The following is a 26,072-nucleotide window of genomic DNA, read 5'->3' on the forward strand; positions in this document are numbered from 1 at the left end:
TTTTGGTTCTACACTCGCAGCTTTGCTGAACCTGAGTTGTTTGAGTCTCTGACCCGTTTGGCTGCGTTGCCGAATTGTCAGGGCTTGCTATCGATCGACTCTGATAACTTTGAGCAGGCGATTTTAGCGAAATGTATGTCGCCAGCCGGAGTCTGGAATATGGCACTTTTGCAAGATTCTGATCTGGATTCCGCGCTAGTTCCAGCACTCTCGGCAATTGAGGATAACGTAAACATCGTCAACTTTCCGTATCACCGCAATGGCAGGCACGTGGCTCCGGTGCGCAGTAATCTCCTCACTAATTGTCCTGCAGTCGTTGGTGGTTTGGAACTCAAAGCGAGCAAAGATGTTGTCCGCCCATGCCAGTTATGCAGCTTTTGTCTGCCATAGCTTGTTTTGTTGCAACTTCTACATTTGGCTTAAGCAGCTGTTCGCAACTTGTCTTGTTCGGTTTCTCATTAGGCAAGTAAGACGGTTTGATTTTCTGGCGCGTTGATTAAGCTATGCCTTACCGATTTTTGGTCGAGCTCACAGGACTCAATTGCAAAGGAAGCTCACTGTTCGTACGGCAATTGAGTTTGACTGAGCGGAATACTGGCACAGAGAGGGCTCTGCGATTCTTCAACTAGCTCGCTCAATCTTGACTGCGCAAAAGCTGCTTCTACGGTTGCTGTTGCTTGGGAGAGTCGCTTGTGCAGTGGGCAAAGGTTGAAACCATGTGAATCAATGCCAAGCGGGCAAGACGTAAGTCGCTCTATTGGATCTACAGCGTTAACTACATCCAGAATTGATATCTCACTTGATGGCTTTGCTAGTACAAAGCCACCCCCAATACCTCTTTGAGAGTGAACCAATCTGCCTTTAACTAATTGCTGCATGATCTTGCTGAGGTAGCCCGGCGGCACTTTTGTTGTTTCAGCGATTTCTTGCCCTGTGGCTGCTGAGCTGCGCATGGCTAGAAAAACCATCGCTCGTAATGCGTATTCTGCGGTTTGCGAAATCATTGTGGACCTTTGTAAACAAATGTACCTTTATATACACAATACCATAAAACGGACCGTTCCGGCGTTGACGAGGCTGGTTGGAGTGCTATTATGGACATATAGGTACATTTGTTGATAATAGCGGGGATAGGACCATGAAATTCATATGCACGCTCTGTAATTACATCCTTGAAGAAGAAAAAGGATTGCCTGAAGCTGGAATAAAACCTGGCGCCAAATTTGAGCAATTAAGCGAAGATTGGCACTGCCCCAATTGCGCTGCAGCAAAAGAATTTTTTCAAAGCTGCTCTTGTGTGTCGCTGCCGATATTTGAAGCAACCAAAGTCAAACCAGTTGAACCTCTACGACAGGCTGTCTAAGCCTAGGTTCAGGAGGGATTAATCATGCAAAATTTCAAACGAGAATCAGTCGGCATGATAGTTGCCGAGCAACCGCTTCGCGCAGCTGTTTTTGACCGTTTTGGCATCGACTTTTGTTGTGGCGGAAAACAAACTCTGGAAGAAGCCTGTGCAAAGATTGCCGCAAGTCCAGAGTCCGTTATCGCCGAGCTTTGCAAGAACGATGAAATGTCAGTTGCCGGCGGCAACTCTTCGGAAAACTGGCTAAATGCCAGCATGACTGTTTTAGCCGATCATATCGAGCAAACACATCATGCTTATTTGAAGGAAGAATTGCCACGACTGAAAGTACTGGCCGACAAAGTTGCGCGTGTCCATGGACTTAAGGAACCGCGACTGACCAAGGTTGCATCAGTATTTTCGCAAATGAAAGATGAGCTTTTAGCGCACGCCCAAAAAGAGGAGGTCATTCTCTTTCCGTTTATTCGCAGGCTCGATCAAGGTTCCACAAAGGGCAGACCGCCATTTGGGACCGTCGATAACCCTGTTAGGTGTTTGGAATCCGAGCACAAAGATGCAGGGGATGCCCTTCTTGAGCTTCGAAAATTAACTGATAACTACACCCCGGCAGAGAACGCTTGCGCAAGTTGGGTGGCATTGTTAGCCGGGCTTGCGCATCTGGACCAGGATCTCAGGACACATATACACAAGGAAAGCACCATTCTATTTCCAAAGGCAATAGAAACGGAGCGCCATCTTGCCACTACAAGTTAAACACAATAAGCACAAGAGCCAATTTTTTGATTGCTAACTAATGGGAAAAGAGGAGTTCGATCATGTCGTTAAATACTGCACTATTGAGAGAAACTTTTGAGCGTGCCAAAGCCGAAAACGGTGGAATAGAGTCGCTTGGAATGAGCTTTTATAAGAGGTTGTTTGAAAAATATCCATCTGTAAAACCTCTCTTTCATACACCGCCTGAAGAACAGCATAAAAAGCTGATGGCGTCGCTGGGCTCTATTGTCGCCGGAGTAGAGCGTCCAGAGCGGCTTTTGCCGTATTTGCATGCTATGGGAATCAGGCACCTTAAATACAAAACCGAGAATGCTCATTACGGCGCCGTTGGCGAGAACCTGATGGCTGTTTTGGCAGACCACTTGAGTAAGGAAGGTGAGTGGACTCAAGCAATGGCTGATACTTGGCAGGCTGCTATCGGCGTGGTGGCAAAAACAATGATTGAGGCATCGGATAACCCGGAAGCTTTCAAGGATGAATTGATCGAACACGGTTACGAGCTGGACGGATTCAAAAGAGGTGACCCAGCCCCATGGATTGAAAGAACGACGATGTCGAACTAACTGACAACAAAGGCGTGACCGATATCAATAAACCCTTGTTAATATAGTGCGAGCCCAACTGGCGCCCGTTATGAGGTGAATATGTCCTGGAGATGGAAACTGTCTGTACTTTTGGTCTTGATTGCTGGATTTTCTACGCTTATTTTTATGGGCCACGAGACTAGCAATCAAGCACCTCCCATACCGGAACGCGTAGTTGATTCGAGCGGAAAAGTCTTGTTTCTCAGCAACGACATCATGGCTGGCCAGGGCGTCTTTCAAAAATACGGGCTCATGGATGTCGGTTCCTTCTTCGGCCACGGCGCCTACAATGGCGTCGACTTTTCTGCCGACTATCTGCATCGAGAGGCTGTCATAGCCCTCGATTACTTGGCGCAGAGCAAATTCAAAAAGAATTTCGACCAACTCGATGCCAGTGCCCAGGGCCAACTACTGGCGCGAGTTCACAAAGACTTTAAGGAGAACAGGTACAACCCAGAGACAAAAACACTGACTCTGACAGAAGAGCAAGCAGTTTCTTATCAGAAATTGATACCGCATTATGACACCGAGTTTGGTGCTGGAAATAAATTGCCTTTGCCACCGGACTATATCAAAGACAAAACTGAACGCTTGCAACTGACTCGCTTCTTTGCTTGGGGCGCCTGGGTATGCTCTACACAGCGCCCCGGAAAAGACTATACGTATACAAATAACTGGCCTCCTGATGCCGCTGCCGGAAACGCTCCTAATTGGCAAATCTTCTTTTGGAGCGCCATGAGTTTGATCATGCTGGTTGGCGGGATAGGCTTGACACAATTTCTTTTGAGCGCCTTCCCTGGCCTGGGTTGGGCTCCTGACGGCTCTGGCGAAATGGTCGACGCTGTAAAAACATACAGACCGTTTCGGTCGCAAACGTCTCTCTATCCGTACTTCGTTGTCGTTGTTTTGCTCTTCTTGTTTCAAACTGCATTTGGCGTAGTAACAGCTCACTACATTGTCGAGCAAGGTTTTTACGGTTTTGATATACGCAGCATCTTTCCATACAGCATTACCAGGAGCTGGCATCTTCAACTTTCAATCTTCTGGATAGCGACTGCCTGGTTGGCTGCGGGAATGTTCATGGCACCGATGCTTTCAAAGCATGAACCCAAGGGACAACATTGGTTGGTGAAGATCCTCTTTGTTGCAATTTTAATCGTTGCCGTAGGCAGTATCTGCGGTGAATGGCTCGGCGTAAAGAATATGCTTGGCAGTTTGTGGTTTTGGTTTGGCCACCAGGGCTGGGAATACCTGGAACTGGGGCGGTTCTGGCAGGCGCTGCTTACCCTAGGTATGCTTATCTGGGCGGTCATTGTATTTCGCAGTATCGCTCCGCTCCTCAAAGGAAAAGATCACGGAAGCCTTCCTTACATGCTGCTTTACGGTGTTCTGGCTATTCCATTGTTTTTCAGTTTCGGCATGATGTATCACCCTGGCACGAATTTTGCAGTCGCGGATTTCTGGCGCTGGTGGGTTGTCCACCTCTGGGTGGAAGGTATTTTTGAACTGTACACAACAATTATTGTTGCGTATTTCTTTTGCAGTCTCGGCATGGTATCCGAGAAATCGGCTCTATCTGTGATTTATGTCGATATTATCTTGTATCTGGGCAGCGGAATTGTCGGCATTGGCCACCACTATTACTGGACCGCGCAGCCTGCTATCAACATGGCTCTTGGCTCAATGATATCGGCCCTGGAAGTGGTGCCATTAACTTTGCTCACTATGGATGCCTGGAAATTCGTGCATCTGGCCAAGGTTGAAGGCTCCATCAAGAATTTTTCTCACTATTGGGCGATGATGTTTCTCATTGCCGTTGGATTCTGGAACTTTTTGGGCGCCGGCGTTTTCGGCTTCCTCATCAATACACCGATCGTCAGCTATTATGAGCACGCTACTTATCTAACTTCAAATCATGGACACGCTGCTTTGATGGGCGTCTATGGCATGCTTTCGGTGGCGGCGATTCTTTTTAGCACAAGGTACTTGATGGAAGACAGCGCCTGGAACAACAAACTGGCAGCTATTTCATTCTGGGGTCTCAATATTGGCCTCATGCTGATGCTTGTGCTGAATATTTTCCCCGCAGGTATTATTCAGATGATCGCCAGCTACCAGCATGGATTTTGGTTCGCAAGGAGCCCTGAATTCGTGCATTCGAACCTGTTCCAGGTATTCACCTGGCTGCGTGTAGCTGGAGATCTCATATTTGTTTTGGCCGGCGTTTTTCCTTTGGTATATCTGGTGCTCAAAGGAATGTTCCACCTACGTAAAGCCGCTGACACAGCAAAGGGCGAAGTTTAAGAATAGAGGTAGGCTCAATGTCAAAGCTAAATAACCGTCCAGAAATTCCAACCGGACCCATTGTTAGCCTGGTTTACCGGGTTGTCCCAGCCCAGCGTGCGGAATTGATCTCATTTCTGCAAGAAGCACTGCCGTTTTACGAGCAGCCCGGAGGTATACGGATTGGACTTTATGAAGCCGCAGATGAGCCCGGCTTTTTTCAGGAATTAGTTGCATACGATACCGAGGCATCGTATGAGGCAGATCAACAGCGAGTTGAGGAAGATCCGGAGATAAAAAAGTACTTGAAAAATGGCATTCATTCATTGACGGCCCTCTTGAAGTGCGATGCATGAAGCCGGTAGTGTTGGAACGAAAACAGAAGTAAGCGTGCACCCGTAGCTGATTTTACCGGATCATTTGGCGTAAAATTCAAGGAAGCCACATCCCGTGCAACGATACGTTGTTATCTTTTTTGATTCATTTATTTTCGCCCCGGACCAAAAACTACCTTCTGGCGGTCCTTTAGACCAATGGCTCACATTGTCTTTAGCGCCATGATTTACAGTAAATCCAATCTCCATAGATTCTTTGCACTTTGGACAACTTGATGGAACTTGCGAATGGTAATCAACAGTCAATTTCCTGCTTCTCCAGAAATAGACAAAATTGTAGAGGATAGTTCAGTAGCTTTCCAGATGACTTCCCGGCAGTTAAACATTGGCCGATTCTGGAATTTAGAAATGCGAACAATCTTTTGAAGCCGAACACAAGCCTATCTTAGCCACTTAGAAAGTATGTCTTGCACTTCTACTCCTGAGCAATCTTTGTTCAAATAATCATCTAAGTTCGCTGCTAAGCATGCCGCGTTCATCTCCTCATCATCGTTACTGGCAGACATGCAAATGATGGGAATTCGAATTTTTGCATCCTTCTCGAGCTCGCGGATTACTGCAGTGCATTCAAAGCCGTTCATTTCAGGCATGTTGTAATCCATGATGATTGCTGCATAATGACCAGTTTTATATAACTCAATAGCTTCGACGCCGCTTGCTGCCTCATCAACTTTATAACCCAAAGATTCAAGCAAAAGCGTGGTTCCCGACCGTACGATCGGCATATCGTCTACTACTAGAATTTTCAGTTCGTTCAATGAAGTAATGAAGTTAAGTTAGATGAGGGGATGCAAAGGATAATTGTAGACGGTGTTTTTCAAGAAAGCGTGCTTTGTTTGTCGATATTCTAAAAATATCAATATAGTCATGAGATGCGCAGTCTCAAAAACTGCGATATGAGCTGAAATCCGAAATCTTGCAAGCTCTTTGGGCCATTGAGTATGACGTAAACATCGTCAATTTTCCCTATAACCATGTGGCTCCAGTGCGTAGTAGTCTTCTCACTAATTGTCCTGCAGTCGTCGGTGGTTTGGAACTGAAAGCGAGTAAGGATGTTGTCCGCTCATGCCAGTCTTGCAGCTTTTGTCTGCCCTAATTTGTCTAATTGCATCTTTTGCACTTGGCTTTAGTGCTGGTTGCATTATGTTTTGTCCGGCGTCTGATTCTGGTTGTGCTTATTCTTTGTTGTGCTTTGTTCTGTTTGTGCGCTTTGATTTCACTTCGCTTCGTGGATTAGCGATGTCGATTTCTTTGGTTGCCTTGGTCGCTGTTCTTCCTGGGCTTGGATTGACTATCGGTCGATGTTTGCCCGCTTTTAAGTGCTTCTGTTTCTGTCCGCCGGCGCCGGCGAGCTCGGAGCTACGACACGCACCATATTTGGTGTTTTTTTGTTTTGTCCGATTTCTCCTCCAGGGCTGTGTAAAACAAGTGCGAATGCTGGCACAACTTGAATCTCGCGCAATGGCAAACCTCTTCGAGGCGCTGCGCGACCATGCACGAGATTCAAGCCGCGCTTTTGGGGCTGCACTTAAACACAGCACTGGAGGTGCATCTCATGAACAATCAAATCACCCTTGTAGGCAAAGTCGGCGCAGAACCAACCTCTGTAACCTTCACCGATTCGGATAACAAACTGGCGAAGTTCTCTATTGCGGTAGCCGAATACTCATCCAAACAAGACAATCCCGACCCCATGTGGATCGATGTCGACGCCTGGGGCAACTTAGCTGAACGCGTTCTCGATTACATCACCAAAGGACGCGAAGTCATCATCAGCGGGCGTCTCACCATCGTTAAATACAACAAGGAAATCAACGGCGTAACCGTCAAGATGACGAAGCCGGTCGTCAAATTGTCTGGTTTCCACCTCTGTGGTCCTAAGCCAAAAACTGAAGAAGAATCTGCTTCCCAACGCTCCTCGGGCAGAAAACGAAACGCTGCCTAACCTTACTGGGCGGGGCTTCTGCCCCGCCCTTTCCTGGCTTTTAATCCTCACTACTTTGGAGAATTTGCGATGAAATCTAAAAATCTACTGGCGCCGGAAGTCGAGGAAACACTGACTCTGACTCGTGAAGAGTGGGAAATTCTTGACATGGCTTTGTGCGGCTATATTGCTCTTTGCTCTCTGAAAGCCGCTCCACCAAAGAAGGAGAACGTTCAGTCGATTCTGCGCCGCATAAGAAGTCTTTGGTTTGAGGACCGTCATGAGCGCCGTGTGACTGGTTATTGTCGCGTCTGCGGATGCTATGGCTCGGATTGCACTGGTCGCCAGAGACCACGAAAGTAATTAGTTCTAGGGCTGGTTTTCCAGCCCTTGTTTTTTCGACTGTGGGATTACACATACCGTTTGCTCGATTCCACCGTTACTTTTGTTAGTGGTGCGTTGGAGATGGCGATCTATGGCTTCGGACGATGAATTTATAAACCCGGTTGAGTCAGCTCTTTTGAGTGACCTCGTCGACCTCTATATCTGTGATTTAGCAAGGCATGGACATTTGCCTGGGCATTCAGGATGTATTGCTTGTTTCAAGGAAGAAATAGTAACTGCTATTTTGCGGTACAGAAACCTGGACGCGCTTACGCGCGTGGCTTGGCCAAGGCAATCTTCTACTTCGGCTTCTTGTGAATCTTTGAAGCCTCTTTTTGATTCTTCCGGTTCTTCCGAGTAGCAAGCTTTATTAACTTCAGGCTTCGTCGCCACTCTCTATTTCCGTCCGGCAAAACCTGCCCCGCACCGCAATTCGATGGTGACGGGCTGCTTGCTCCCTTCCCATGCCCGGCACATAAGCCTACACGCCGCCACCCGAGTTCAAGCCCGAGCCCTCCGGGTCGCTTCGCGAGGCTTGAACTCAGGTCCCATGGCTGGCGTGTTTCAGGCATGTGCTGCATGGGGTGCGCGCGCATCCCTGAATTGCGAAAGGCGAAGGACAGGAGGATATGCCGATGAATACAGTAACTAGCTTGAGTATGGGAGCCGGGGCGGTGGCGGGTGCTGGCGTTCAGGAGAAGAGCGCGAAAACGGCGGCAAAACCGAAAGCGCGGAGCGCTCGATCGCTCAAGAAGCAATTTAAATATCTTGTGCCGCAGTACAGGCTAATTCTGGTGAAAGAGCCGGGAGTGAAGCCCGCGCAAATTTCAGATCCGATCTCGTTTCATCACTTCGTGCAACCGCTTGCCCACTACTCAGAAGAGCATTTCATAGCTTTTCACCTTGACGCAAAATTTCAAGTAATCGGCTACCACGAAGTATCAAAAGGCACTTTGTCAGCCAGTCTTGTACATCCGCGCGAAGTCTTCAAAGCTGCTCTTTTGTCAAATGCTCACGCCATTATTGTGGCGCACAATCACCCGAGCGGCTCAACGGAGCCCAGCCGCGAAGACATCGAGACGACAAAGCAACTTATAAAAGCCGGCAAAATTATGGGCGTCGAAGTAGTCGATCACTGCATTGTCAGCTCTGAAGGCATGAATAGCCTGAGAGAAAACGAGCCACATCTATGGCTAACGTGATCCGCTAACTACTTTTGGCAAGTCCCAAGCCGCCGTACCTGGCGGCTTTTTACTGGTTGTGCGTCTTGGACGCTGACCTAAAGACCGCACGGGCTATGCCCGCTGAGGCTACCCGCCCTCCGCCCATTTATCTAGCCGCCTTCGGCAGTCGGTGCGCAGGCTGCCAGCCCGCTGGGGACGCCCACCCGCCACCCAGAGAAAAATTTGGGTGCAGAAATAGTGGAAATTTGACAAACCCAAACCGGTTTGGGTTATACTGTTCGAAGGGCGGATACAAAATCCCCGTATCTAGGAGTATTACAGCATGAATGACGACAAAAGGGAACTTAATTTAGATTGGGCAGAGGCTTCCCTAGCGCTTCATGCATTGCGTTTTTATATGCACGCAAAGGGAAACGAAGTAAGCTCAAATTCAAAGCACTTGGAGGCGAAGCTAGATAAGTTTCTGTGGGGCACTGACTTTGAAGTGAAAGAAGTAGAAAGTGTTGCGTCAATTCTTGGTTCTCGTGGCGGCACCAAGGGCGGTGCCTCTACTTCGGAAGCAAAACGAGCCGCCGCCGCAGCAAACGGAGCAAAAGGTGGGCGTCCGCCGAAGCCTAATCTGTTTATCAAATTTGCAAAATCAGTCTGGTATGAGCCGGACCCCAAGCTACTCAATGAACTTTATACACTCATCGGAAACAACACCTGGTTACCGGACGAGAAGGAAGACGAGAAAGAGGGACCGTATGTTCGTGTCCACGTTTCGGAGATTAGCGCGCGCCTTGAAAAAATGCTGAGCAGCTCGCTAAATGTCTTTGAGTGGGATGAGAAGGGGCTTTACAGATTCTGTCCCGAGCACGTTATAAACGCGGCTGTACAAATGCGTGCTTCCGAAAGTGAGGGAATGAAGTGCCAGACTTGCGGAAAGCAAGCGCATTTCATCTATTGAACCGATGAAATACACCAGGCAAACTCTGATCGACCAGATTGACCAGGGGCAAGAATTTGACTATCTCTTGTTCTACGGTCACAAGGTGAGTGCCGATGGTTCTGTCACCTGCCAGCTGTTTAAGCCAATGGTTTCCCGCCGAATTTGAGATTGATGGCATCAAATACCCAACGGCCGAGCATTTTATGATGGCTGAAAAGGCGCGCCTGTTTAATGATTCAGAGATGCTTGAGAGCATTCTGGCGTGCAAAACGCCGAAAGAAGCAAAGGCTTTCGGGCGAAAGGTGCAAAATTTCGAAGGTCAAATCTGGCAAAAACACTGTTCTGAAATCGTCGTTAAGGCGAACCTGGCTAAGTTTTCGAACAATCGCGCGATGGCTGATTGGTTGCTTCTGACGGCGCCTAAAGTACTCGTTGAAGCGAGTATGTGGGACAAAATCTGGGGAATCGGAGTGACTGCATCTGCGCCTGGCGCACGCGATCCAAAATTGTGGAAAGGGCAAAATCTGCTCGGTTTTGCACTTATGGAAGCACGCGATCGGTTGTTGAAAAGTTAGAATCGTGCAAATAAGCCGGTGATAGAATTTGCGTTCACCATATGAGAGCGGGAAGTTTCAGAAATTGGACTTCCCGCTCTTATTTGTGGTGCTTAAAAACTGTTTTTTTCGACTTAGCGCAGCTAACTGGATTTTGCACAGTTTTTCCACTATTTGTATGGGCGCACCATACGAAACGTGTGAGCCTGTCCACTTCGCGCGAGTTGGCCAGGCCAAGTTGTTAAACCGAAAATAAAGGCATTGTTGAGAAGTCTGGCTTTTGAAGAATGTTTCGCGATGTTGTTACACATCACTGGCTGTTTTCCCTTGAGAAAGATGGGCTATGTGAGCCATGTTTCATGGTGACTTTCATTTTCATCTCAAGCAGGCGGACTCTCAAAACAACCAGACGGCGCAGACCGAAGAGAACATTGTCTAAGCGATTCCATCGCTCGGGTTTTGCCACCTGTTTATAGATGCTGATGAATAGTCATTCCATCAATCAAGCCTTGAAAAAGGAAAACCTATGAAACAAAGAAAACGATGGCTAGGTCTAGCCTTCGCACCCTTCGCGCTAGCAATGTTTGCTTTGGCGCAACCCGCCCACGCGGCGGACTACACCGGCAATTGCGCTCTTATGCCCAATCACGTGACAGGTGATGCCAATGTTAACGACAGCGCCTGCATTATTAGCTCGGATCTAACAGTTGACGGCTCTCTCACTATCAACGCGACTTCTGTAGATGCGAAGAATATCAATGCCGGTGGCAACATCACAATCAACACCTCAAGCGGAAACATCAAAACTTTCCAGCTTATCAATGCCGCAGGTGACATTAAGGTTGCTTCCGGCACAGGAGACGTTGAAACACGAAAGATCTCCGCTGGTACTTCTGTCCAGGTAACGGCAGGACTGGCAGGTGGTGTCACAAGCAAAATTGTTGTGACCCAACCAATTGTTATCAACAAGACTCAAGACACTGAGGGACACGGTAACGTCATTCTTCGTGCGCGAGGCAATATCAGCACCTCCACCATTCGCACAGACGGAGAACTAGGGGCGGCGAGCCTCAAAGCTGGAGCCATCCAGATTGACTCCAATCTCGCCGGTGGAAGCACCGAATTTGTTATCGGTGGCTCCGGTGCTGCTAATGGCGTGAACGGCTCTATTATCACCCGCACCACCGTAGGCGGGGGTACTGACACCATTTACACATTCCATGGAGTACGAATCACTAACGGAGGATTCAACTCCACCGGCGGTATCACCGTAACAAGCATGGCAAACATTCAGGTAACGGCAACTCAATCGAGAGCCGGATGGATTGAGCTTAATGCTCAAAATGGCATTCTCAAATTGCCATCCGGCAAATTGAACGCCGAAGGCGCAAATCCTTTGGGTACTGACCCAGGCCCCTCGTATACTGGCGGCGCCATTTATCTGTTAGCCAAAGAAATTCAAACTGAATCCGGCGCCATCATCTCTGCGCGACAAGCTCCTGGAGCTACTCCGACATTGCATCAGATCGCTTTGGCAACGGAAACGGTCACGCTCAAGGGTGAGAATGGTCTCCGCATTCTGAACGACGGTGATGGTGTTCCGGAATCATTTGGCACAATTATGGTGCCACAGTTCGGCTTGACACCCACCAGTAATAACAGCCTAAACGATCTCAAGTGGGGCTTCCTTGGCGATCTGAGTCTTTCTACTCACAAGACACTTCTAGTGAATGGCATCTCCGACCGTTCGCCTTTCCGCTTAAGTTCTGATGGAAGCAACCAGGGGGTAGCGATTTCTGGCTATCCTCTAGCCTTCAAGACTGGCGTCTTGGATATCTCCGCAAGGGGAGCTGAAAATCACAAAATCAAATTGGGTTACTTTGGTGTTCCAGATGGCGGAAGTCTTGGAGTTCAAATTGACACCACTCTAACAGCGACTATCGACGCATCGGGCAAAGATGGCAACGGTGGTGTGCTTGATATCGCTGGTGACGGGTTCGATATTTTGCATACTCCATTGCTTAGACTGCTTGCTACAGGACCATCGAGCGGTGATGGAGACGGTGGCCAAGTCAAGATTAAGGTCAACGATATCACGCTCTCTTCGACTCCTGAAACCAAGGTTCAGATCGATGGCAGTGCAGCAACCGCTGGAAGCGGTAATGCAATTGTTTCCGAACTTTCTAGCGATGACCCGCAAGCCATTAAGATTGAAACTGCGGCTAATACAAGTTTGATTTTTGGTTCAGCCAAAGGGATGTTTTCACTACAGGCTAATGGTGGCTTTGTCGGTGGGAACGCAGGCGGCATCAAAGTAGAACTCGGCGGTGAAAATAGCAAAATCTCCATTCGTAATCACGAGCGAATCGTTCAGGCCGCAGCGCTGAATGAAGATGGCAATGCGGGAAAAATCCTTATCAGCGCGAAGGATGTGCCGATGCAGGCGCAGATAGGCACCAATAACACGGTACCTACTATCGTTGCGACCGGCGGAAGCAATTCCGGCGAGGGCGGTACAGTCGAAATACCGCACCTCCGGGCGGTTAATAACACTGCTCCAGATTCTGAAGAGATACTCGTAAATGTGGCTACGGCAATTAAGGTCGACGGCGCCCCGTCTCGTGATCCTAATATTTTTGATGGTCAAATCTCCATCAATGGCGTCGTTTGTCGTTAGCGGCATACACCTGACACCTATTGGTTCACATCAGCCTGGAACTGCGTTAATCCAGACTCGCCGACTTCTGAGGACTACTCAATCTATGATGGGGCCCAGTTGTTGAATGGGACTATGGCTACTCAATTGTCAAACACTCTTTCTGTGGACAACAAGAGAGTCCAGATTTACCTGATGCTCGATTCGAATGCCTTCCTCCGGTTTGTCGGAGGCAAGCAGCAGGAGTCTGCCTATGCCGCTGGCTATTCGCAAGTTCAGTCGCGCATGAGTGCCGTTTTTGTTCGTACAAGAGTGCCACAGTTTGACCCTACTAAGAGTGTCTTTCAGGCGCCAACGTATGGGATTCTCTCCGTTGAAGATGCGTACAATTCACCCACTATCAGAAAGGCAGCCATTATTCATGAATTGTCTCACCAGCTCGATTTCATTTGGGGACACCCAAGTGAAGGATTGTTTGCGTCGAAAAGACCGGACGCTTTCGCGCAATTGGATGCTGCGGATAGAACTACCATATGGTCTCCGCAAAGACTGAGTGATAACCCTAGTTCTTCGAACACGGGTATTATGCAAGGATTTGACACACACATTGCCGATACGATAGACAATCGGATCGGCCCTAACGCTATACCCAACCAGGTCAAGCATCTTGAGATGTTCGCACGAATTTTCACGCACCATTATCGCATCACGGATGGTATTACTTTCCAGCCTGAGCTTGATAATGCATATGACACTATGCAGGTTTTGAAAGATATCGTAGACCCGTTAATCGCTACTCCGCCGGCTCCAGTTAACTAGAGTTGGGAGTTCGGAGGGAGAGGAGTATTACCCCTCTCCCTCTTTCTTATTTGACGGATACCCATTTTGCCTCATGATTCCCGAGTCCACTGACTTTTATTTTGGAAGCGAAGCCTTTATCGAACTCAATCTCGATCTGACTTTTCTTCTCGCGATCGTTTAAATCCACAAACTCATACGTTCTAGTATTTTCTGATTTAGCAACGGGCCTGCCGTAAAACGAGTCGCAAAACGACGTTTTCATCTCTGTAACTTTTGGAATGCCTGTGTACTCACAATGTCTTCGGTCTGTTGCCATTGCAGGGTTTAAAACTGCTGCATCGTTTTCCCCAAAAGAAACTACAGCGACTATTCTCCTCGTTTTATCCCGAGGGCTGCCAAGGAAATAAACGCTGCCCTTCAACAGATTTTGTTCGAATTGTTCACCGCCTAACTTATTAACTAGTAAGGTGTTGGGATCTTGCTTAATTGGTTCATTCAGCACATATTCGATGCTTCTTGTTTCTTTCGCCGCATGACTCGCAGGCGAAAAACTGCACACAACTGTCATAGCCAAAAGAAATGACAGTTGTAATTTCCTTTCAAAGCCCATTTTGAGAACAACTATTTTCAATCCAGTACTCCTGGCTAACTCTCTACTTCCACTATAGCTGCAAAGACTGAAAAGCCTATACTGGCTTGAAAAAACTGGTTTTTTTTAATTCTTGTGTAAGCAGTTCTCGCGAAAAAGTTTTTGCGCTGGTGTACGACAGCACTTAGTATATTTGGAGTTCAGGATTTGCCAGTATTGGCGTTTTTACCGGTATATGGCGTGCCGAAGTGGGCTCATATGTTCAGTCAACCAACTAACTGACCGGTCAGCTAGTTGCAACGTGAGCAGCTACTGTTGTGTCACTAACTAGTTTCAGATTCTCTCAAGCAAGCTGGAGAATGCAGAAGTAGTATTGAGTTATGGATATGGTCTGGTCTCTAGCTTTACTCGTCGGCATATTACTCGCCTTGAATTACATGGCAGGGGGGCGGGCATCGACTATTTTGCGACCGACGACCCGACTGGTCGAAAACCTGCTCTCTTTTGCAGTTAAAGCGGTTTTGAGTTTGGCGGGGTCAATCTTGCGCCTCTGTGCGGGATCGGTGAAGCTGCCAAAATTCAAAGGCGAGAAAGACAATGGGCCAGCAGGGCCGCCGTCGCCCAGATGGAAGGATGATTGAATTGATTAGACACTGTTTGTGAGTCAATCTTGTTGATTTTTCGCCCAGTTGCCCTTAGTTTTGTGAGGTTTGTAATTTAATTCGTTCGTCATAGAGCTTTTTGTTAGCGTGCAATCTTTCGAATTCCAGCGGAATAGTAGCCGGATCTACTCTTTCTGTTGGAACTCGAAGAAATTCCGAAACCGCCTGCGGCGTAGGTGCAAAAGGCGCAGGGTCTTCTAGTCGGGCTTTTGCATCCAATGGTTTTGCTATGTCGCCACCGGCGAACTTCAACAAGACTGCTTTCTTCTCTCCATGAAAGACTTTATCGTTTGTCACGAAGAGTCCGCTTCCTGCTTGAACATGCGCCATGTATGCAAGCGTGTCACATTTTGGATTAAGCCATTTCCATTTCCAATTTCCCTTGGACTTGTCTGCTCCGACTTCAAACAGATGAAATTGAAAAGGTAGATTTGGCCACAGTACATTGTGAATCTCGGCTTCCAAAATTGTCCCGTTTTGCGTTGCGAAATAGCAATTGTCCAGATACGTTATGTCTAGATACGCGGGCGGAATAAGGATTACCGCGTTTCCTAATCCAAGCCGCTTGAGCCGTTCTTTGAAAAGACTGAAGTTGGGAGCCATAATTCCGTTTGGCTGTTTCTCAGACGCGCTGATTCCAACAACCCGAAGGACTATCTGGCCTGCCTCATGCATGGCAATCAGCTCACGAATCCCTTGAGCGTAGTCGCGCTCTTCGTCCAGCCCGATTATGCAGTTGGTGTCTATTGTGCAGTTTGGTTTTGGTGATAACGGCATACTACCTACTTTTGCAGCCTCAGACATCGAAATCGGCGATTTTTACATCACCGTATTTGTCCAATGTCACGAGTGTCTCAGCATCCCCTCTTTCAGCGCCGATTACCTTGCCCACAAACGAGTAGGTTCGCACTTTTGGCTGCGTCCATGTTTTGAGCTGGACTGCAATCGTAGAAAGCACTACGTCTTTCCACTGCCCTTCGTTTCTCAAGGCATCAAGTTCTTCGAAAGAATGATGTTCTGCTGGGATTGGTATTTTGAACCGGGTGTCATGGACAAAATTGAGATTGAATGTTTTCAGTCCACCTAATTTCAAGGACCCTGTTGGCTCGGGCTTAAAATCCGATGGCATCTGGTCTATTGCTTCCAAGCTTTGTTCGTCCTTGATGATTTCAGTCACCGCTAGCCCTACCTCCGCTAGCTCTTTCTCGATTGTGCTTACTCGTTTAAAGACTGTTCTAGGTGTCTTAGGTAGGGCGAGAAATCCGTACTGTAGATAGAAACCCATCGGATCTCGTGCTCCAGCGGCTATTTCATCCGCATTTGGTTGCTCGACATCAATAAGCATCACGGCTGAGGCTACTGTTGATGAGCCTTTGAGGCAATTCTTCTGTGCATCGACTAAAAGCAATTCGCCAAGCCTGGGTTTCTCACCGCTTTTAGAAAGTTCGTCTCGGTAGCGTTCATCTACCCCTAGTCTTCCTAGCAGAGTTGCGCCTATTAACGGGTAGCGAGGCACCTTTCTTTGAACGTTCTTCGGCAGGTCTTCGAATTTGACACTCATCGAAGAAAGTGTGTAGTAGCCTCGAATTTTCTTCTCGCCTTTTTCGGTCAGCACAAATACCATTGATGTCTTGCTGGACATGGCTCGGGCTGCCTGCTCTTTTATAAACCGTTGGATGCTCGGCAGGCTTGATGTGAATTCTGTGCAGTCATGCTCAGGTGCCCACGGTTGAATGTCAAATTCGATTGTCAAGGCTATCCCAGTTTCTCCCTGTACCGGCGAGCCGCTTCAATTGCCTTCTTGTTAGGCGCGGGTTCGTGCATGAACGCCTCGGCAAGGGCCATGCTGTCTTCAAGGCAAAGCTTCAAGACCATCTGTTGCTCGATTACCTGTGATGCCTGGCTAAGAGCTGCTGCCACGACAAAATCAGATACTGTGCGACCTTGTAGCTCGGCAGCCTTTTCTATCTGCGATTTTGCGGCTGGTGGCAAACGCAAATCTAGACGCTCTTTTTTTAGCTCGGCTGACATAATCCAGATCCTCTTGGCTTGTTTTCATTGTACGGTAAAAATCCGTACAAGGCAATAGCGATTTGACTCGGTTACGTGGTTGTTAAATTGAGCCTTTTGCTGCCTGCTATTTGCGCCTTCCTAAGCCGGAGCAGCGGTAAGCAGGTTGCCGAACTCTTCGGTTTTGACTGCCTTATTGTTCCTGAAATACAAGACTTGGGAATTCGGGCGGATGAGGACTTTGAACGCATCCCCATGGTTTTCCCATGTGATCATCAAGTCGCCATCTATGGTCACGCTGATCTTAGGGGCGCTTGCCTGGCTGTGAGTCTTGAGGATTTCGGTTCCTTTGGCTAGTGCTTCCGTCGTCGGTAGTACATCATCTTCATCGGCAAGTTCAATGGCTTCTTTCACGAGCTTAGCTAGGTGCTTGATTGCATCATCCACCCAGGGCGTTTTCTTCTGCTCTTTGTTGTTGACCATGTCTAAATTTCTTATCTACGTTTGCATCTTACCCAAAAGTGACTAAAGTGCCCAACCCGTGGGAAAAATCCCCTTTCTGCAACATTCCGACTATTACCTTTGCCGTGCTGGAAAGCCGAACGTCTGAGAAACCAGAGAGAAAATCCCTAGACTCCTCTTGCCTGAAAGGACCATGTCTGTGTGGGGTGCCTCCGGCACTTTCTAACATGGCACATCCGTGCTCGCTCGTTACCTCACTCTGATGGTTTGGGTGTTGTTTTGCGTTCGTAAATTGATGGCTGCAGATGCAGCGCGCGGAGTTGGAAACGACGCGCAACAACACCCCCGCACACGAAGGGAGGCACGACCGTACGGTAAGGCAAGATACAATGCGCGGGCACGCGCATGGAAAATGCCAACTAATGACTATTTAACCGTCGGCACATGCCTGGGAATTACCCTATGGCGCAGGGCGCATCTCTCATACTATCCTATTGATAGTAGCGGAGGTAGCGGCACAATGGAAGAACCGAAAAAACGAGTCTATACCCCGAAGGTGGAAACGAGGCTAGCCCGAGCCGACATTAATCGGCTGGACGAGGCAGCAAAAACGGCCGGCAAGAGTCGGTCGGATTTCGTCAGATTTGCCTTGCTCTGGTATCTGGACAATCTGGAAAAACTCGAGCACGACGAACGAGAAACGGAAGTATCGAAGGCGATTAAGTACGCGACCGACCAGCACGTCAAAGCGATTAATGCCGGGACCGATCGAATCTGCAAAATGCTCGCCCGTCAGGGGGCAGCCATCGGCACACTCTATGAGTTGTCCTGGATGGCCCTGCCGGACGATGAAAATGCCAGAAAGGCGTTTGAAGCAGCCAATACAACTGCGAAGCAGAAGATGCGCAAGCACGTGGAGCGGGATGAGAACGAGCTAGCTGAGGCGTACAAGAGAGTGGTCACTAGTCCTTGAACATCGTCAAACACCAGTATTTCTCAAGGAGAGACCGGCAAAGTCGGGGGCATGCGAAGGCGCCCAAGCTGGTTGCTGTCGAACGGGCGCTTGCCCACGTCAAATACATCCAACATCGACCAGGCGAAGACCGGGGTGATGAAGGACGGGAAATGTTCAACGACACCGAGGATGAAGTTGACAGCAAAGAATTCAGACAGAAATTGCGCCAGCAAGAAAACAACAAAGTGGTCGCGCACAAGCTGACCCTATCGCCAGAGATTGCCCCGGCGGATAAGAAAGCATACACGCGAGAAATTATGAAGCAGCTCGGAAAGGATAAGGGGCTAGATCTTGAATGGGTTGGGGTCGCCCACGAAAACACCGACCACCATCACATTCATGTGGTCGTCCTGGGCAAGGACCGAAACGGGCGGGCCGTTCGAATCGAGAAGGAAGACTACTCAAAAATGCGGGAGTATGGCGATCGTTTCATGGAGCGCGAGCATCCTCTGGAGTACGAGCGTCTGGAAGAAAAGAAGCGGGCACTTGCTCGGCAGCGTGAGCTGACCAAAGAGGAACGCATTAGAGAGGGCTTGGAGCTTCCCTGGTTGCGCAAAAAGATAATTCGGGAGCAATTAGAGCCTTACGAAGAATGGAGAAAAAACAGAGGGTCTAAGGAGCCTCTGGAGAAATCTCATGAAAATGACAAGTCTTACTCCGAGGACAAAATTGAGGCAGCCGGAAAAGACTGGACGCGTGAAAGCAGCGCGAAAGACCTCCGCGAGTTGACTGAATATCTCTGGGACAACCCGGAGGAGCGGATAAGCAAGCCGGAATTTGCAAAGCTTCAGGGCTGGATTCAGGAAAAAGAGCGGTCGGGTGAGCGCGGGAAAGCCGACCCAAAAGAGCCTAAAGCGCTCGAAAAAGAGAAAGACCATCTGGAGTTCAACGGACAAAAATACGACGAGTCCAGCTCTTACGAGAAATTGGCAGCGCTGAGTGCCAAGCTTCGTGAGGACAAGAAGAACCGCCTGCCGATCGACGAGTACAACATGCTTCGGGGCTGGCTCGAAAATGCCGACCGGGCAAGGTGGGCTGGTGTCCTGGCGAAGCAGCTGGAGCTCACCCATCACAAGATCGAGCGCAGCAAGACCTCCAGTGACCTCAAGGCTGCCGAGGGCGGACGTGTGATCGACCCGTTGCAAGAACAAGTTATGGGCAACCCTGTTGTGGGCTTGTTCATGAAAGGGGCTGCCGTGGTGAATGAGTTAGTCAAGTGGGTTGATCTGACTGACCAGCGTGACCGGCTCAAAGAGGGTCGGGACGCCCTGGAGTCCGCCAAGCTGGACAAGGTCCAGGAGCACAATCAAGCTGGACGCTCGGAAGAGCGAAAAGCCGATGATCGCGAGACAATAGAGAAGTTAGACAAGGCTATCGACCAGAACCAGGCTGCTCGCGACGAGAGCAATGAAGAGAAGAAGCGGAAAAAATGGGAGCGCGAGGACGAGGAAGCCTGGGACAAATATGACCCTTGGGGACGGTACTAAATGGCAGTGCAAATCAAAGACTCGGGCATTGTTGACACAAATGCCAAAGACTTCCCAATACTTGCCGTAAACGTATTGGACCGGCTCGGCTACAAGGTTGACCGCGCCAGCAAACAGCTCGACCAGATATTAGCTACAGAGAGACTCGACGAACAAATCGGCCAGGACTGGTGGCGGCACGAATACCGGGTGGTTCTGCGATGGCGCGTTGCTTCGAAGGGCGGAATGCTCGTCAACATCGAGATGGAAGAGCGCAAAGGCGGCGCGACTGAAAGTGAGTGTCAGCGCCGTTGCGACAAGATTATGCTGGAGTTGCAAAAAGACGCGGAGCGCGTAGAAGAGGCAAAGACTCACAAGGAAAAGAGCACGGTATACGGCTCGGCAAGTTGGGGCACAGAACAAGACTTGCGAGCAAAAGGTTATTTCCAAAAACAAGCCGACGCTAAACGCCTCATCATCGGCAGAAATGCAAACAATGAATTCATTCAGGTGCCTGAGTTCTGGACGCACGCTCACGCGATTATTTGCGGAAGAACGGGCGTTGGTAAGTCTCGTGGATTCTTCTTCCCGCAGCTTATTGAGCGCATCGCAACGAGTATGATAGTCACCGAAGCGACTCCTGGCTATGAAGACGGCGAGTTATACAAGCTGACTTCCGGCTGGCGACAAATGGCCGGGCACAAAATTTACTGCTTCAATCCTGCCGATATGAGCAGCAATCGAATCAATCCGATCGATCGCATCCGACATGCGCGCGAAGAAGAAAAAGCGGGTATTGCCGAGAAGCTTGCCGATCTTGTAATCATGAACGGTGAAAGCTCTGAAGGACGGGGCGATCAAACCTGGAATAGGTCTGAAAAGCTTCTACTGATTCCTCTGCTTTTGCATGCCGCTGCCGGCGATCCAAAACGTGGACATTTTGGCGCTCTTCGTTGGCTTCTTGCGGAAGGTCCGGATGGTTTGGCGAAGGTCTTGAAGGAGAGTCCGTCACGAGTTGCACGCATGGAATTCCAAGGCTGGATGCGACTTGCTGGCGAAACGAATTTCAAATATGGCGTATTCTCTGGCCTAATTACTAAGCTCAATCCGTGGATGACAGACCAGATGATTACGCTCACGGAGACGACGGACATAGACTTGGACGCAATGGCAAAGCAGCTTTTTACCTTCTATCTTGCCGTGCCGAGCAGGTCAAAAGACAGCAAGCTGATTGGTTCTTTGATGATGAATTTCCTTCTCGACCATATTCTGGAAATTCGAGAACGGATGAAATATCCGCTTACCATGCTGCTCGACGAGTTTACTAACTTCGGCAAAATCTCAGGTATTGGCGACACCTTGTCCATTATCCGAAAGAACAAAATTGGCTTGATTCTTGGATTTCAGAACTATGCGCAGCTAGAGCAGGTCTACAGCAAACGCGAAGCGCAGATCATTATCGACATGCCTGCAACCCAGGTCTACTTCAAGCAAAAGAACTTCCAGGAAGCTCGGGATTTGAGCGAAGCCATCGGACGAACAACTGTAGAAGAGGCAACGGTCGGAGATAGCGGCAGGGTTCAAGAAAGCATTCAAGGCCGACATCTGATTACACCGGACGAATTGATTAGCCTCGATCGCCAGGTCATAGTTTTTACAGCAGATACCAAACCGCTCAAATTGCCACTCACCGACCCATTGGCATACGAACATGCCTTGTCCTACGACGCGCCCAAACGCGACAAACACAAGGTTTCTGACTTCGTTATGAATCGGGGACAAGTAGAAGATGAGCCGCCAAAGTCAAAACCCGAGCCAGCAAAGCCCGCGCCGCCTAAGGAGACGAAGCCACCAGAGCCTGCTCCAAAGCCGAAAGCAGGGGAACCAAAGGCTGAGAAACCGAAGGAAACAAAGCCCGCGACAATGAACGAACAGCCTGACAAAGGAGCGAGAGCGCCGGAAATCAGCGAAACTAAAGATGAAGGAAGAAGGCCGACTCCAAAGCGCCCGAATGAGGCTCCCGACTATGATCTGTAATATCACCGCTGCAATAGCAGTCAAAAACATGGAGGCACGAATCTGATGGGAGTTGGCATCATTGCCGCCATTGTGGCGTTTTTAGTCGTAGGTGCTTTCACCGGTGAGGTTGTCGTTCACGCCAAAGAAGCTGGGCTTTTCCCTGGTCTGGTAGCGGCGGCATGGTGTATCTGGCCAGCGATGCATGTAGGTGGGGCTAACCGATACAATTTCCTCCATCCAGTTCCAAGGCGCTACAGCCAGCCTCTCAAGCAAGCTTTCGCGAAGGTGCGTCAGATTTTGAGTGACAAAACTTACAACTTTGGCGACAAATGGCATGTGACTTCAGCCGATACGATGCAACATAGAATCACTGCTACACTGCGATTTACAGATGAAGAATCTCACGTCGAAGGCTCTAATCTCTCGAATATTCACACGAGAAAGGAGCGTGTACAGCGGCTCCTAGAGATGGATGTACAGTTCAAGGAAGACGGTGATAAAACTGTTGTGCAGCTTGACTTTCGCCCCAGAGTCGAGGGTGTCGCCTGGTATGCCTGCGATTCGATTGTGTCCGAATTAGTTTCGGAGATTGAAGCTTCGATGGGAGAAGGGACCGACGCGGGCGACGCTGCGTCAACCACCCTGCCTGCTCCACCCTGGTGGCTCCTGGGGCTCACTGCATTCATGCTGCTCAACCTCTTGGGCAACATCAACAAGTCTTTGTTTGGTGCATCATGACAGAGCAAGAAATACTACAAAAGGCTTACGTAACCTTCGGCTTGGAGTACGGCTCCTCTTTGGATGCGATTAAACGCCGCTACAAACGGTTGATTATGGTGTGGCATCCTGACCGCTTTCCGAATGCACAAGGCAAGCAAGACGCTGAGGACGAGCTAAAACGCATCAATGATGCAAAAGACAAGCTCTTTGCCCACTTTGAAAAGAACCACAAGGAGTCTGGATCTTGCAGCTGCCGTGAGCAGCCGAAGGCTTCCGGTGGAAGCGATTCAGGTGCCAATCGAGGTACTCAGAGCGGCGCCACCGGACCAGGACCGGGACCCGGAAGGCGTCGAACAACTCAGGAAAACGACCGAGAAGAAGCTGAGGCGAAAAAGCGTAATGAGGAGCGTGCGCGAAGAGCCGCAGCAGAAACAGCGGAGAGGGAGAGGCAAGCGCGCGAAGCCGCCACTGCCGCATCTTCGCACAAGTACACTTTTGAAGACGCGCTGACGCAGCAAAAACGACTTCAAGAAGAGCGGCTCCGTTGGAAACTAGCTATGGGATTGTGTGCCGCCTGGATTGGTCTGAGCATTTATGGTTCGGCTGGAGCTGGCATCAAAGACTGGTGGCATGACGTGACCTGGAAGTGGGATCGCGACCACCAGCCCGTTCAACCTCAGGTGAACAACACTACACCGGAGAAAACTCCTTACATAGAGCCGTACAACAAATTTCCTGTTGGCAATGAAACGACCTGGCAACAACAGCAACAAGCTGACCAGCGGCGTAGAGATGAGGAGGCTGAGAGGAAGAAGAAACAAGATATTTATGACACTAGGGCCGCACTAGATCGCTATCAGAAGACCATTGACCACTGCAATGCTGAGATTGCGAAAGTAGATGCGCAATTGGCTGATACGTCCGTCAGCAACTACGAGAAAAACAAATCGATAAGCTATCAGAATGCGCAACGCGGCTATCTCTCTGAAGCGCAAGCCAATTTGGCAGAAGCACAAAGGCGCTTCACGGAGCTTACCGGCAGACCAGCTTCGGAAGCCAACACAACTGACTGGGGTCCTAATTCTTCACCTACGATAACGCCCTCTAGCTCTAACTCAAGCACTCTCTTGAATTCTCCAGTTTTTAAGGACCCTGCGCCGCCAACAATAATTAATACAAATCCTGTTCAACCGTGGCGTCCTGCATATTCGCCTGAATCCGCTCCCGGCCTTGCTCCGCTCAAACCCACTACCAAACCGTTTTCTTTTCAGAGTAAAAATGCAACTTCAAGTCCACCGACGAATGGACTTTTCACGAAGCCGAATTATCTCTTCAAGAAAACTAGTGAGTAGCTGTTCAGGACTTCTGAAATACCTGGAAGTCAATAGCTGCTTCCGCGAGTTGTCTTTTTTGGCATGTCCGAGATACGGCAATTTGGCGCTTTCTTGTACTCTCGGTAAGAATTGTCTGAAAAAAGCTTTGAAAAGTATTCAAAACAGCTCCATAATGGGCGTTTCGTTCATTCTCGGGTGTGATTGATGCCTCCAAGTGCATTAACCATAGAAATTCATCAACGTTTTGTGGATGCACTAGGTGCGTCCGTACTTCAGCATAGTGAGATTGGAGAAAAGCCTCTCGAATTAGATTGTAAGCCGCCTCTTCCAACCAAGATGCGGATATACATGTACAAAACAACAGCGCCAACTGGTGGTCCGCATCCTAGTGGAGGGCGCCCAGTTGGCGAGTTCAAAAGTCAAATCATAGCTCCCGGTCAAGATCGCGGGGAAAAAGGGAATTTTGACCATTCTGGCGGTCGCATAGTTTTCCTTGTTGGCTTTGTGCCTGATTTGGACGTTTGGGTCCTTTGGGATGCGAACCGATATGAAAACTTTGCATGGTCGAGAAACGTACAGGTCAAAGCAGAAGGTGTGCATCAAGCTTATTTTGGGCAGATATCCGAACAAATACGCAAATTACGCGGTGCTCTTCCTGGCGATGAGACCGTAATTTGTGCTCCATCGAGACTCCTTGTAGAAGCTCTCACTAAGCGCTTTTCGATGTATTCTGCTGATTTGTGGAATTTGTCGCTTGATGAAATGAAAGAGTGTCCTCAATGTGAAGCGAAGGCAGTCGGTAAGGAGCAGATCGAGATCGTTTTTGGCTTCAGAAATATGGCTGGAGAAAACCCATACGATGATATTCGTCCGCAGTCTCATTGCAGAAACTGCAGAAGCGGAAAGCAGAGGCTTGAAGCATGACGACAATCACCGATTCGTTATCCTCTCTCGATCTGAAATACAACTATCACAAAGGCGAAGATGACATAGCTGTGCAGTTTTACATGCCTTGCATGGAACGCGCTGTTTCTTACGATCGAGCAGTAGGTTTTTTTAACAGCACAATTTATGCAATCGCCTGGCATGCATTGAAATCCTTTGTACACCGTGGTGGAAAGATGAGAATCATCTGTTCACCCATTTTGACTGCAGTTGATCAGGAAGCGCTTCGACAGGGATATAGTGAGAGATTGGCCGAATCGACGGAACAAGATTTGAAGCGGCAAATTGAGCGTCTTTTCTCAAATCCAAATACTGTAAAACCCAGTACTGTTCTGGCTTCTTTAGTGGCTCTAGAGGTAGTTGATTTTAAAATTGCTTTTCTTGATCCGCGAAACGCTCGACACGAACGGCTTTTTCATGACAAGCTTGGGATTTTTACTGACTCAGAAGAACACAAGGTAGCCTTCAAGGGGTCGATGAATGAGACCTGGTCGGGACTTTCGAACGATGGCAACTTGGAATCGGTTGATGTGTTTTGTTCATGGACATCAGATGCTGGAAGGTTGAAATCTGAAATAGAATACTTTGAGAAGCTTTGGAAAAATGAGTTTCCAGGGGCGGATATTCGACCTTTTCCGGAAATCGCATTAGAGGAGTTGCGAAAAGCTGCTCAACCCGAGAATTGGCCTGAACTAGTCGATGAAATTTGTCGCGAGTTGGAAGCTGCATCGCGCTTGAGCGCAGACCAGAGCGCAGGAGGACGCAAACCGCGAGGGCATCAAATTGTTGCGTTAGAGAATTGGGAAGCTGCCGGCAGACGTGGTGTTTTCGAACATGCCACGGGCAGTGGCAAAACCTTCACTGCTTTGTGTGCCATTCGCGGAGCCTTAGAGAAGGGAGAGACTGCGCTCGTTTTAGTGCCTAGTTGTAGCGGCTTGAGATTATCCGAGCTCGGAACTGCAATCATCGGCCCGTTTCGGCTCAAATTAGACTGAGACTATAACTCGCTCGGATTCA

Annotated in this window: 25 protein-coding genes and 2 pseudogenes; 20 read left to right on the forward strand and 7 right to left on the reverse strand. The window is 48.9% G+C overall.

Annotated elements, in window-relative coordinates:
• Positions 1–159 precede the first annotated feature (159 nt).
• Complete coding sequence (locus EKK48_24545; GenBank protein RTL37274.1) at positions 160–390, forward strand: hypothetical protein; 231 nt, start codon at positions 160–162, stop codon at positions 388–390.
• A 164-nt stretch (positions 391–554) separates the two neighbouring features.
• Here the strand turns inward: EKK48_24545 and EKK48_24550 are convergent, their stop codons facing one another.
• Complete coding sequence (locus EKK48_24550) at positions 555–1,004, reverse strand: Rrf2 family transcriptional regulator (protein ID RTL37275.1); 450 nt, start codon at positions 1,002–1,004, stop codon at positions 555–557.
• A 134-nt stretch (positions 1,005–1,138) separates the two neighbouring features.
• Here EKK48_24550 and EKK48_24555 point away from each other — a divergent pair, with 134 nt between their 5' ends.
• From EKK48_24555 to EKK48_24575, 5 genes are all read left to right on the forward strand, one after another.
• A complete protein-coding gene (locus EKK48_24555) occupies positions 1,139–1,363 on the forward strand; it encodes a rubredoxin (protein RTL37276.1) in 225 nt (74 codons plus the stop codon).
• Positions 1,364–1,387: 24 nt separating this feature from the next.
• Positions 1,388–2,116 (forward strand): iron-sulfur cluster repair di-iron protein, encoded by a 729-nt coding sequence (ric, locus tag EKK48_24560; GenBank protein RTL37277.1) that lies wholly within the window; start codon positions 1,388–1,390, stop codon positions 2,114–2,116.
• Positions 2,117–2,178: 62 nt separating this feature from the next.
• Positions 2,179–2,700 (forward strand): hypothetical protein, encoded by a 522-nt coding sequence (locus EKK48_24565; GenBank protein RTL37278.1) that lies wholly within the window; start codon positions 2,179–2,181, stop codon positions 2,698–2,700.
• Between the two features lie 81 nt (positions 2,701–2,781).
• Complete coding sequence (locus tag EKK48_24570; GenBank protein ID RTL37279.1) at positions 2,782–5,025, forward strand: nitric-oxide reductase large subunit; 2,244 nt, start codon at positions 2,782–2,784, stop codon at positions 5,023–5,025.
• A gap of 17 nt (positions 5,026–5,042) precedes the next feature.
• A complete protein-coding gene (locus EKK48_24575) occupies positions 5,043–5,360 on the forward strand; it encodes a hypothetical protein (protein RTL37280.1) in 318 nt (105 codons plus the stop codon).
• A gap of 419 nt (positions 5,361–5,779) precedes the next feature.
• Here EKK48_24575 and EKK48_24580 read toward each other — a convergent pair whose 3' ends face one another.
• On the reverse strand, positions 5,780–6,157 hold the full coding sequence (locus EKK48_24580; GenBank protein ID RTL37281.1) for a response regulator: 378 nt from the start codon (positions 6,155–6,157) through the stop codon (positions 5,780–5,782).
• A gap of 734 nt (positions 6,158–6,891) precedes the next feature.
• Here EKK48_24580 and EKK48_24585 point away from each other — a divergent pair.
• From EKK48_24585 to EKK48_24615, 7 genes and pseudogenes are all read left to right on the forward strand, one after another.
• The gene (locus tag EKK48_24585) at positions 6,892–7,344 is read left to right on the forward strand and encodes a single-stranded DNA-binding protein (GenBank protein RTL37282.1); all 453 of its coding nucleotides are present in this window, start codon (positions 6,892–6,894) and stop codon (positions 7,342–7,344) included.
• Between the two features lie 69 nt (positions 7,345–7,413).
• Positions 7,414–7,686 (forward strand): hypothetical protein, encoded by a 273-nt coding sequence (locus EKK48_24590; GenBank protein RTL37283.1) that lies wholly within the window; start codon positions 7,414–7,416, stop codon positions 7,684–7,686.
• 680 nt (positions 7,687–8,366) lie between these two features.
• Positions 8,367–8,909 (forward strand): DNA repair protein RadC, encoded by a 543-nt coding sequence (locus tag EKK48_24595; protein RTL37305.1) that lies wholly within the window; start codon positions 8,367–8,369, stop codon positions 8,907–8,909.
• Between the two features lie 517 nt (positions 8,910–9,426).
• Positions 9,427–9,504, forward strand: a pseudogene (locus tag EKK48_24600) (DUF2442 domain-containing protein).
• A gap of 340 nt (positions 9,505–9,844) precedes the next feature.
• Positions 9,845–10,397: pseudogene (locus EKK48_24605) on the forward strand (NADAR family protein).
• 505 nt (positions 10,398–10,902) lie between these two features.
• On the forward strand, positions 10,903–13,053 hold the full coding sequence (locus EKK48_24610) for a hypothetical protein (GenBank protein ID RTL37284.1): 2,151 nt from the start codon (positions 10,903–10,905) through the stop codon (positions 13,051–13,053).
• Positions 13,054–13,167: 114 nt separating this feature from the next.
• The gene (locus tag EKK48_24615; GenBank protein ID RTL37285.1) at positions 13,168–13,851 is read left to right on the forward strand and encodes a hypothetical protein; all 684 of its coding nucleotides are present in this window, start codon (positions 13,168–13,170) and stop codon (positions 13,849–13,851) included.
• A 46-nt stretch (positions 13,852–13,897) separates the two neighbouring features.
• Here the strand turns inward: EKK48_24615 and EKK48_24620 are convergent, their stop codons facing one another.
• From EKK48_24620 to EKK48_24640, 5 genes are all read right to left on the reverse strand, one after another.
• Positions 13,898–14,464 carry a hypothetical protein gene (locus EKK48_24620; protein RTL37286.1) on the reverse strand — a complete coding sequence of 189 codons (567 nt, stop codon included), beginning with the start codon at positions 14,462–14,464 and terminating at the stop codon, positions 13,898–13,900.
• A 653-nt stretch (positions 14,465–15,117) separates the two neighbouring features.
• Complete coding sequence (locus tag EKK48_24625; protein ID RTL37287.1) at positions 15,118–15,861, reverse strand: hypothetical protein; 744 nt, start codon at positions 15,859–15,861, stop codon at positions 15,118–15,120.
• Between the two features lie 19 nt (positions 15,862–15,880).
• Positions 15,881–16,837 (reverse strand): hypothetical protein, encoded by a 957-nt coding sequence (locus EKK48_24630; GenBank protein ID RTL37288.1) that lies wholly within the window; start codon positions 16,835–16,837, stop codon positions 15,881–15,883.
• Positions 16,838–16,839: 2 nt separating this feature from the next.
• Entirely contained in the window at positions 16,840–17,115 is a 276-nt protein-coding gene (locus EKK48_24635) for a DUF1778 domain-containing protein (GenBank protein RTL37289.1), read from the reverse strand.
• Between the two features lie 120 nt (positions 17,116–17,235).
• Positions 17,236–17,577, reverse strand: a complete 342-nt coding sequence (locus EKK48_24640) for a hypothetical protein (GenBank protein ID RTL37290.1) — start codon at positions 17,575–17,577, stop codon at positions 17,236–17,238.
• A 499-nt stretch (positions 17,578–18,076) separates the two neighbouring features.
• Here EKK48_24640 and EKK48_24645 point away from each other — a divergent pair, with 499 nt between their 5' ends.
• The 7 genes from EKK48_24645 to EKK48_24675 all read left to right on the forward strand — a co-directional run bounded on the left by EKK48_24645 (position 18,077) and on the right by EKK48_24675 (position 26,050).
• Positions 18,077–18,529 carry a hypothetical protein gene (locus EKK48_24645; GenBank protein RTL37291.1) on the forward strand — a complete coding sequence of 151 codons (453 nt, stop codon included), beginning with the start codon at positions 18,077–18,079 and terminating at the stop codon, positions 18,527–18,529.
• The gene (locus tag EKK48_24650; GenBank protein ID RTL37292.1) at positions 18,526–20,058 is read left to right on the forward strand and encodes a hypothetical protein; all 1,533 of its coding nucleotides are present in this window, start codon (positions 18,526–18,528) and stop codon (positions 20,056–20,058) included. Before EKK48_24645 ends, EKK48_24650 begins: the two co-directional genes overlap by 4 nt.
• On the forward strand, positions 20,059–22,074 hold the full coding sequence (locus EKK48_24655) for a type IV secretory system conjugative DNA transfer family protein (GenBank protein ID RTL37293.1): 2,016 nt from the start codon (positions 20,059–20,061) through the stop codon (positions 22,072–22,074).
• Positions 22,075–22,119: 45 nt separating this feature from the next.
• Positions 22,120–22,794, forward strand: a complete 675-nt coding sequence (locus EKK48_24660; GenBank protein ID RTL37294.1) for a hypothetical protein — start codon at positions 22,120–22,122, stop codon at positions 22,792–22,794.
• Positions 22,791–24,128: a hypothetical protein gene (locus EKK48_24665; protein ID RTL37295.1), complete on the forward strand. Its 1,338-nt coding sequence runs from the start codon at positions 22,791–22,793 to the stop codon at positions 24,126–24,128. The genes EKK48_24660 and EKK48_24665 overlap by 4 nt, the downstream gene beginning before the upstream one ends.
• 330 nt (positions 24,129–24,458) lie before the next feature.
• Positions 24,459–25,034 carry a hypothetical protein gene (locus EKK48_24670; protein RTL37296.1) on the forward strand — a complete coding sequence of 192 codons (576 nt, stop codon included), beginning with the start codon at positions 24,459–24,461 and terminating at the stop codon, positions 25,032–25,034.
• The gene (locus tag EKK48_24675) at positions 25,031–26,050 is read left to right on the forward strand and encodes a hypothetical protein (GenBank protein ID RTL37297.1); all 1,020 of its coding nucleotides are present in this window, start codon (positions 25,031–25,033) and stop codon (positions 26,048–26,050) included. The genes EKK48_24670 and EKK48_24675 overlap by 4 nt, the downstream gene beginning before the upstream one ends.
• Positions 26,051–26,072: the final 22 nt, after the last annotated feature.

The sequence above is a fragment of the Candidatus Melainabacteria bacterium genome, assembly GCA_003963305.1.
Taxonomy (GTDB): Bacteria; Cyanobacteriota; Vampirovibrionia; order Obscuribacterales; family Obscuribacteraceae; genus PALSA-1081.

Excerpts from the sequence above, each read along its gene's own strand:
- EKK48_24590 (RTL37283.1), top strand. The coding sequence starts at position 7,414 with ATGAAATCTAAAAATCTACTGGCGCCGGAAGTCGAGGAAACACTGACT.
- EKK48_24570 (RTL37279.1), top strand. The coding sequence starts at position 2,782 with ATGTCCTGGAGATGGAAACTGTCTGTACTTTTGGTCTTGATTGCTGGA.
- EKK48_24645 (RTL37291.1), top strand. The coding sequence starts at position 18,077 with ATGGAAGAACCGAAAAAACGAGTCTATACCCCGAAGGTGGAAACGAGG.
- EKK48_24585 (RTL37282.1), top strand. The coding sequence starts at position 6,892 with ATGCACGAGATTCAAGCCGCGCTTTTGGGGCTGCACTTAAACACAGCA.
- EKK48_24665 (RTL37295.1), top strand. The coding sequence starts at position 22,791 with ATGACAGAGCAAGAAATACTACAAAAGGCTTACGTAACCTTCGGCTTG.
- EKK48_24550 (RTL37275.1), bottom strand. The coding sequence starts at position 1,004 with ATGATTTCGCAAACCGCAGAATACGCATTACGAGCGATGGTTTTTCTA.
- EKK48_24660 (RTL37294.1), top strand. The coding sequence starts at position 22,120 with ATGGGAGTTGGCATCATTGCCGCCATTGTGGCGTTTTTAGTCGTAGGT.
- EKK48_24635 (RTL37289.1), bottom strand. The coding sequence starts at position 17,115 with ATGTCAGCCGAGCTAAAAAAAGAGCGTCTAGATTTGCGTTTGCCACCA.
- EKK48_24545 (RTL37274.1), top strand. The coding sequence starts at position 160 with ATGGCACTTTTGCAAGATTCTGATCTGGATTCCGCGCTAGTTCCAGCA.
- EKK48_24595 (RTL37305.1), top strand. The coding sequence starts at position 8,367 with ATGGGAGCCGGGGCGGTGGCGGGTGCTGGCGTTCAGGAGAAGAGCGCG.
- EKK48_24575 (RTL37280.1), top strand. The coding sequence starts at position 5,043 with ATGTCAAAGCTAAATAACCGTCCAGAAATTCCAACCGGACCCATTGTT.
- EKK48_24675 (RTL37297.1), top strand. The coding sequence starts at position 25,031 with ATGACGACAATCACCGATTCGTTATCCTCTCTCGATCTGAAATACAAC.
- ric (RTL37277.1), top strand. The coding sequence starts at position 1,388 with ATGCAAAATTTCAAACGAGAATCAGTCGGCATGATAGTTGCCGAGCAA.
- EKK48_24640 (RTL37290.1), bottom strand. The coding sequence starts at position 17,577 with ATGGTCAACAACAAAGAGCAGAAGAAAACGCCCTGGGTGGATGATGCA.
- EKK48_24655 (RTL37293.1), top strand. The coding sequence starts at position 20,059 with ATGGCAGTGCAAATCAAAGACTCGGGCATTGTTGACACAAATGCCAAA.
- EKK48_24670 (RTL37296.1), top strand. The coding sequence starts at position 24,459 with ATGTACAAAACAACAGCGCCAACTGGTGGTCCGCATCCTAGTGGAGGG.
- EKK48_24625 (RTL37287.1), bottom strand. The coding sequence starts at position 15,861 with ATGCCGTTATCACCAAAACCAAACTGCACAATAGACACCAACTGCATA.
- EKK48_24610 (RTL37284.1), top strand. The coding sequence starts at position 10,903 with ATGAAACAAAGAAAACGATGGCTAGGTCTAGCCTTCGCACCCTTCGCG.
- EKK48_24565 (RTL37278.1), top strand. The coding sequence starts at position 2,179 with ATGTCGTTAAATACTGCACTATTGAGAGAAACTTTTGAGCGTGCCAAA.
- EKK48_24555 (RTL37276.1), top strand. The coding sequence starts at position 1,139 with ATGAAATTCATATGCACGCTCTGTAATTACATCCTTGAAGAAGAAAAA.
- EKK48_24615 (RTL37285.1), top strand. The coding sequence starts at position 13,168 with ATGGCTACTCAATTGTCAAACACTCTTTCTGTGGACAACAAGAGAGTC.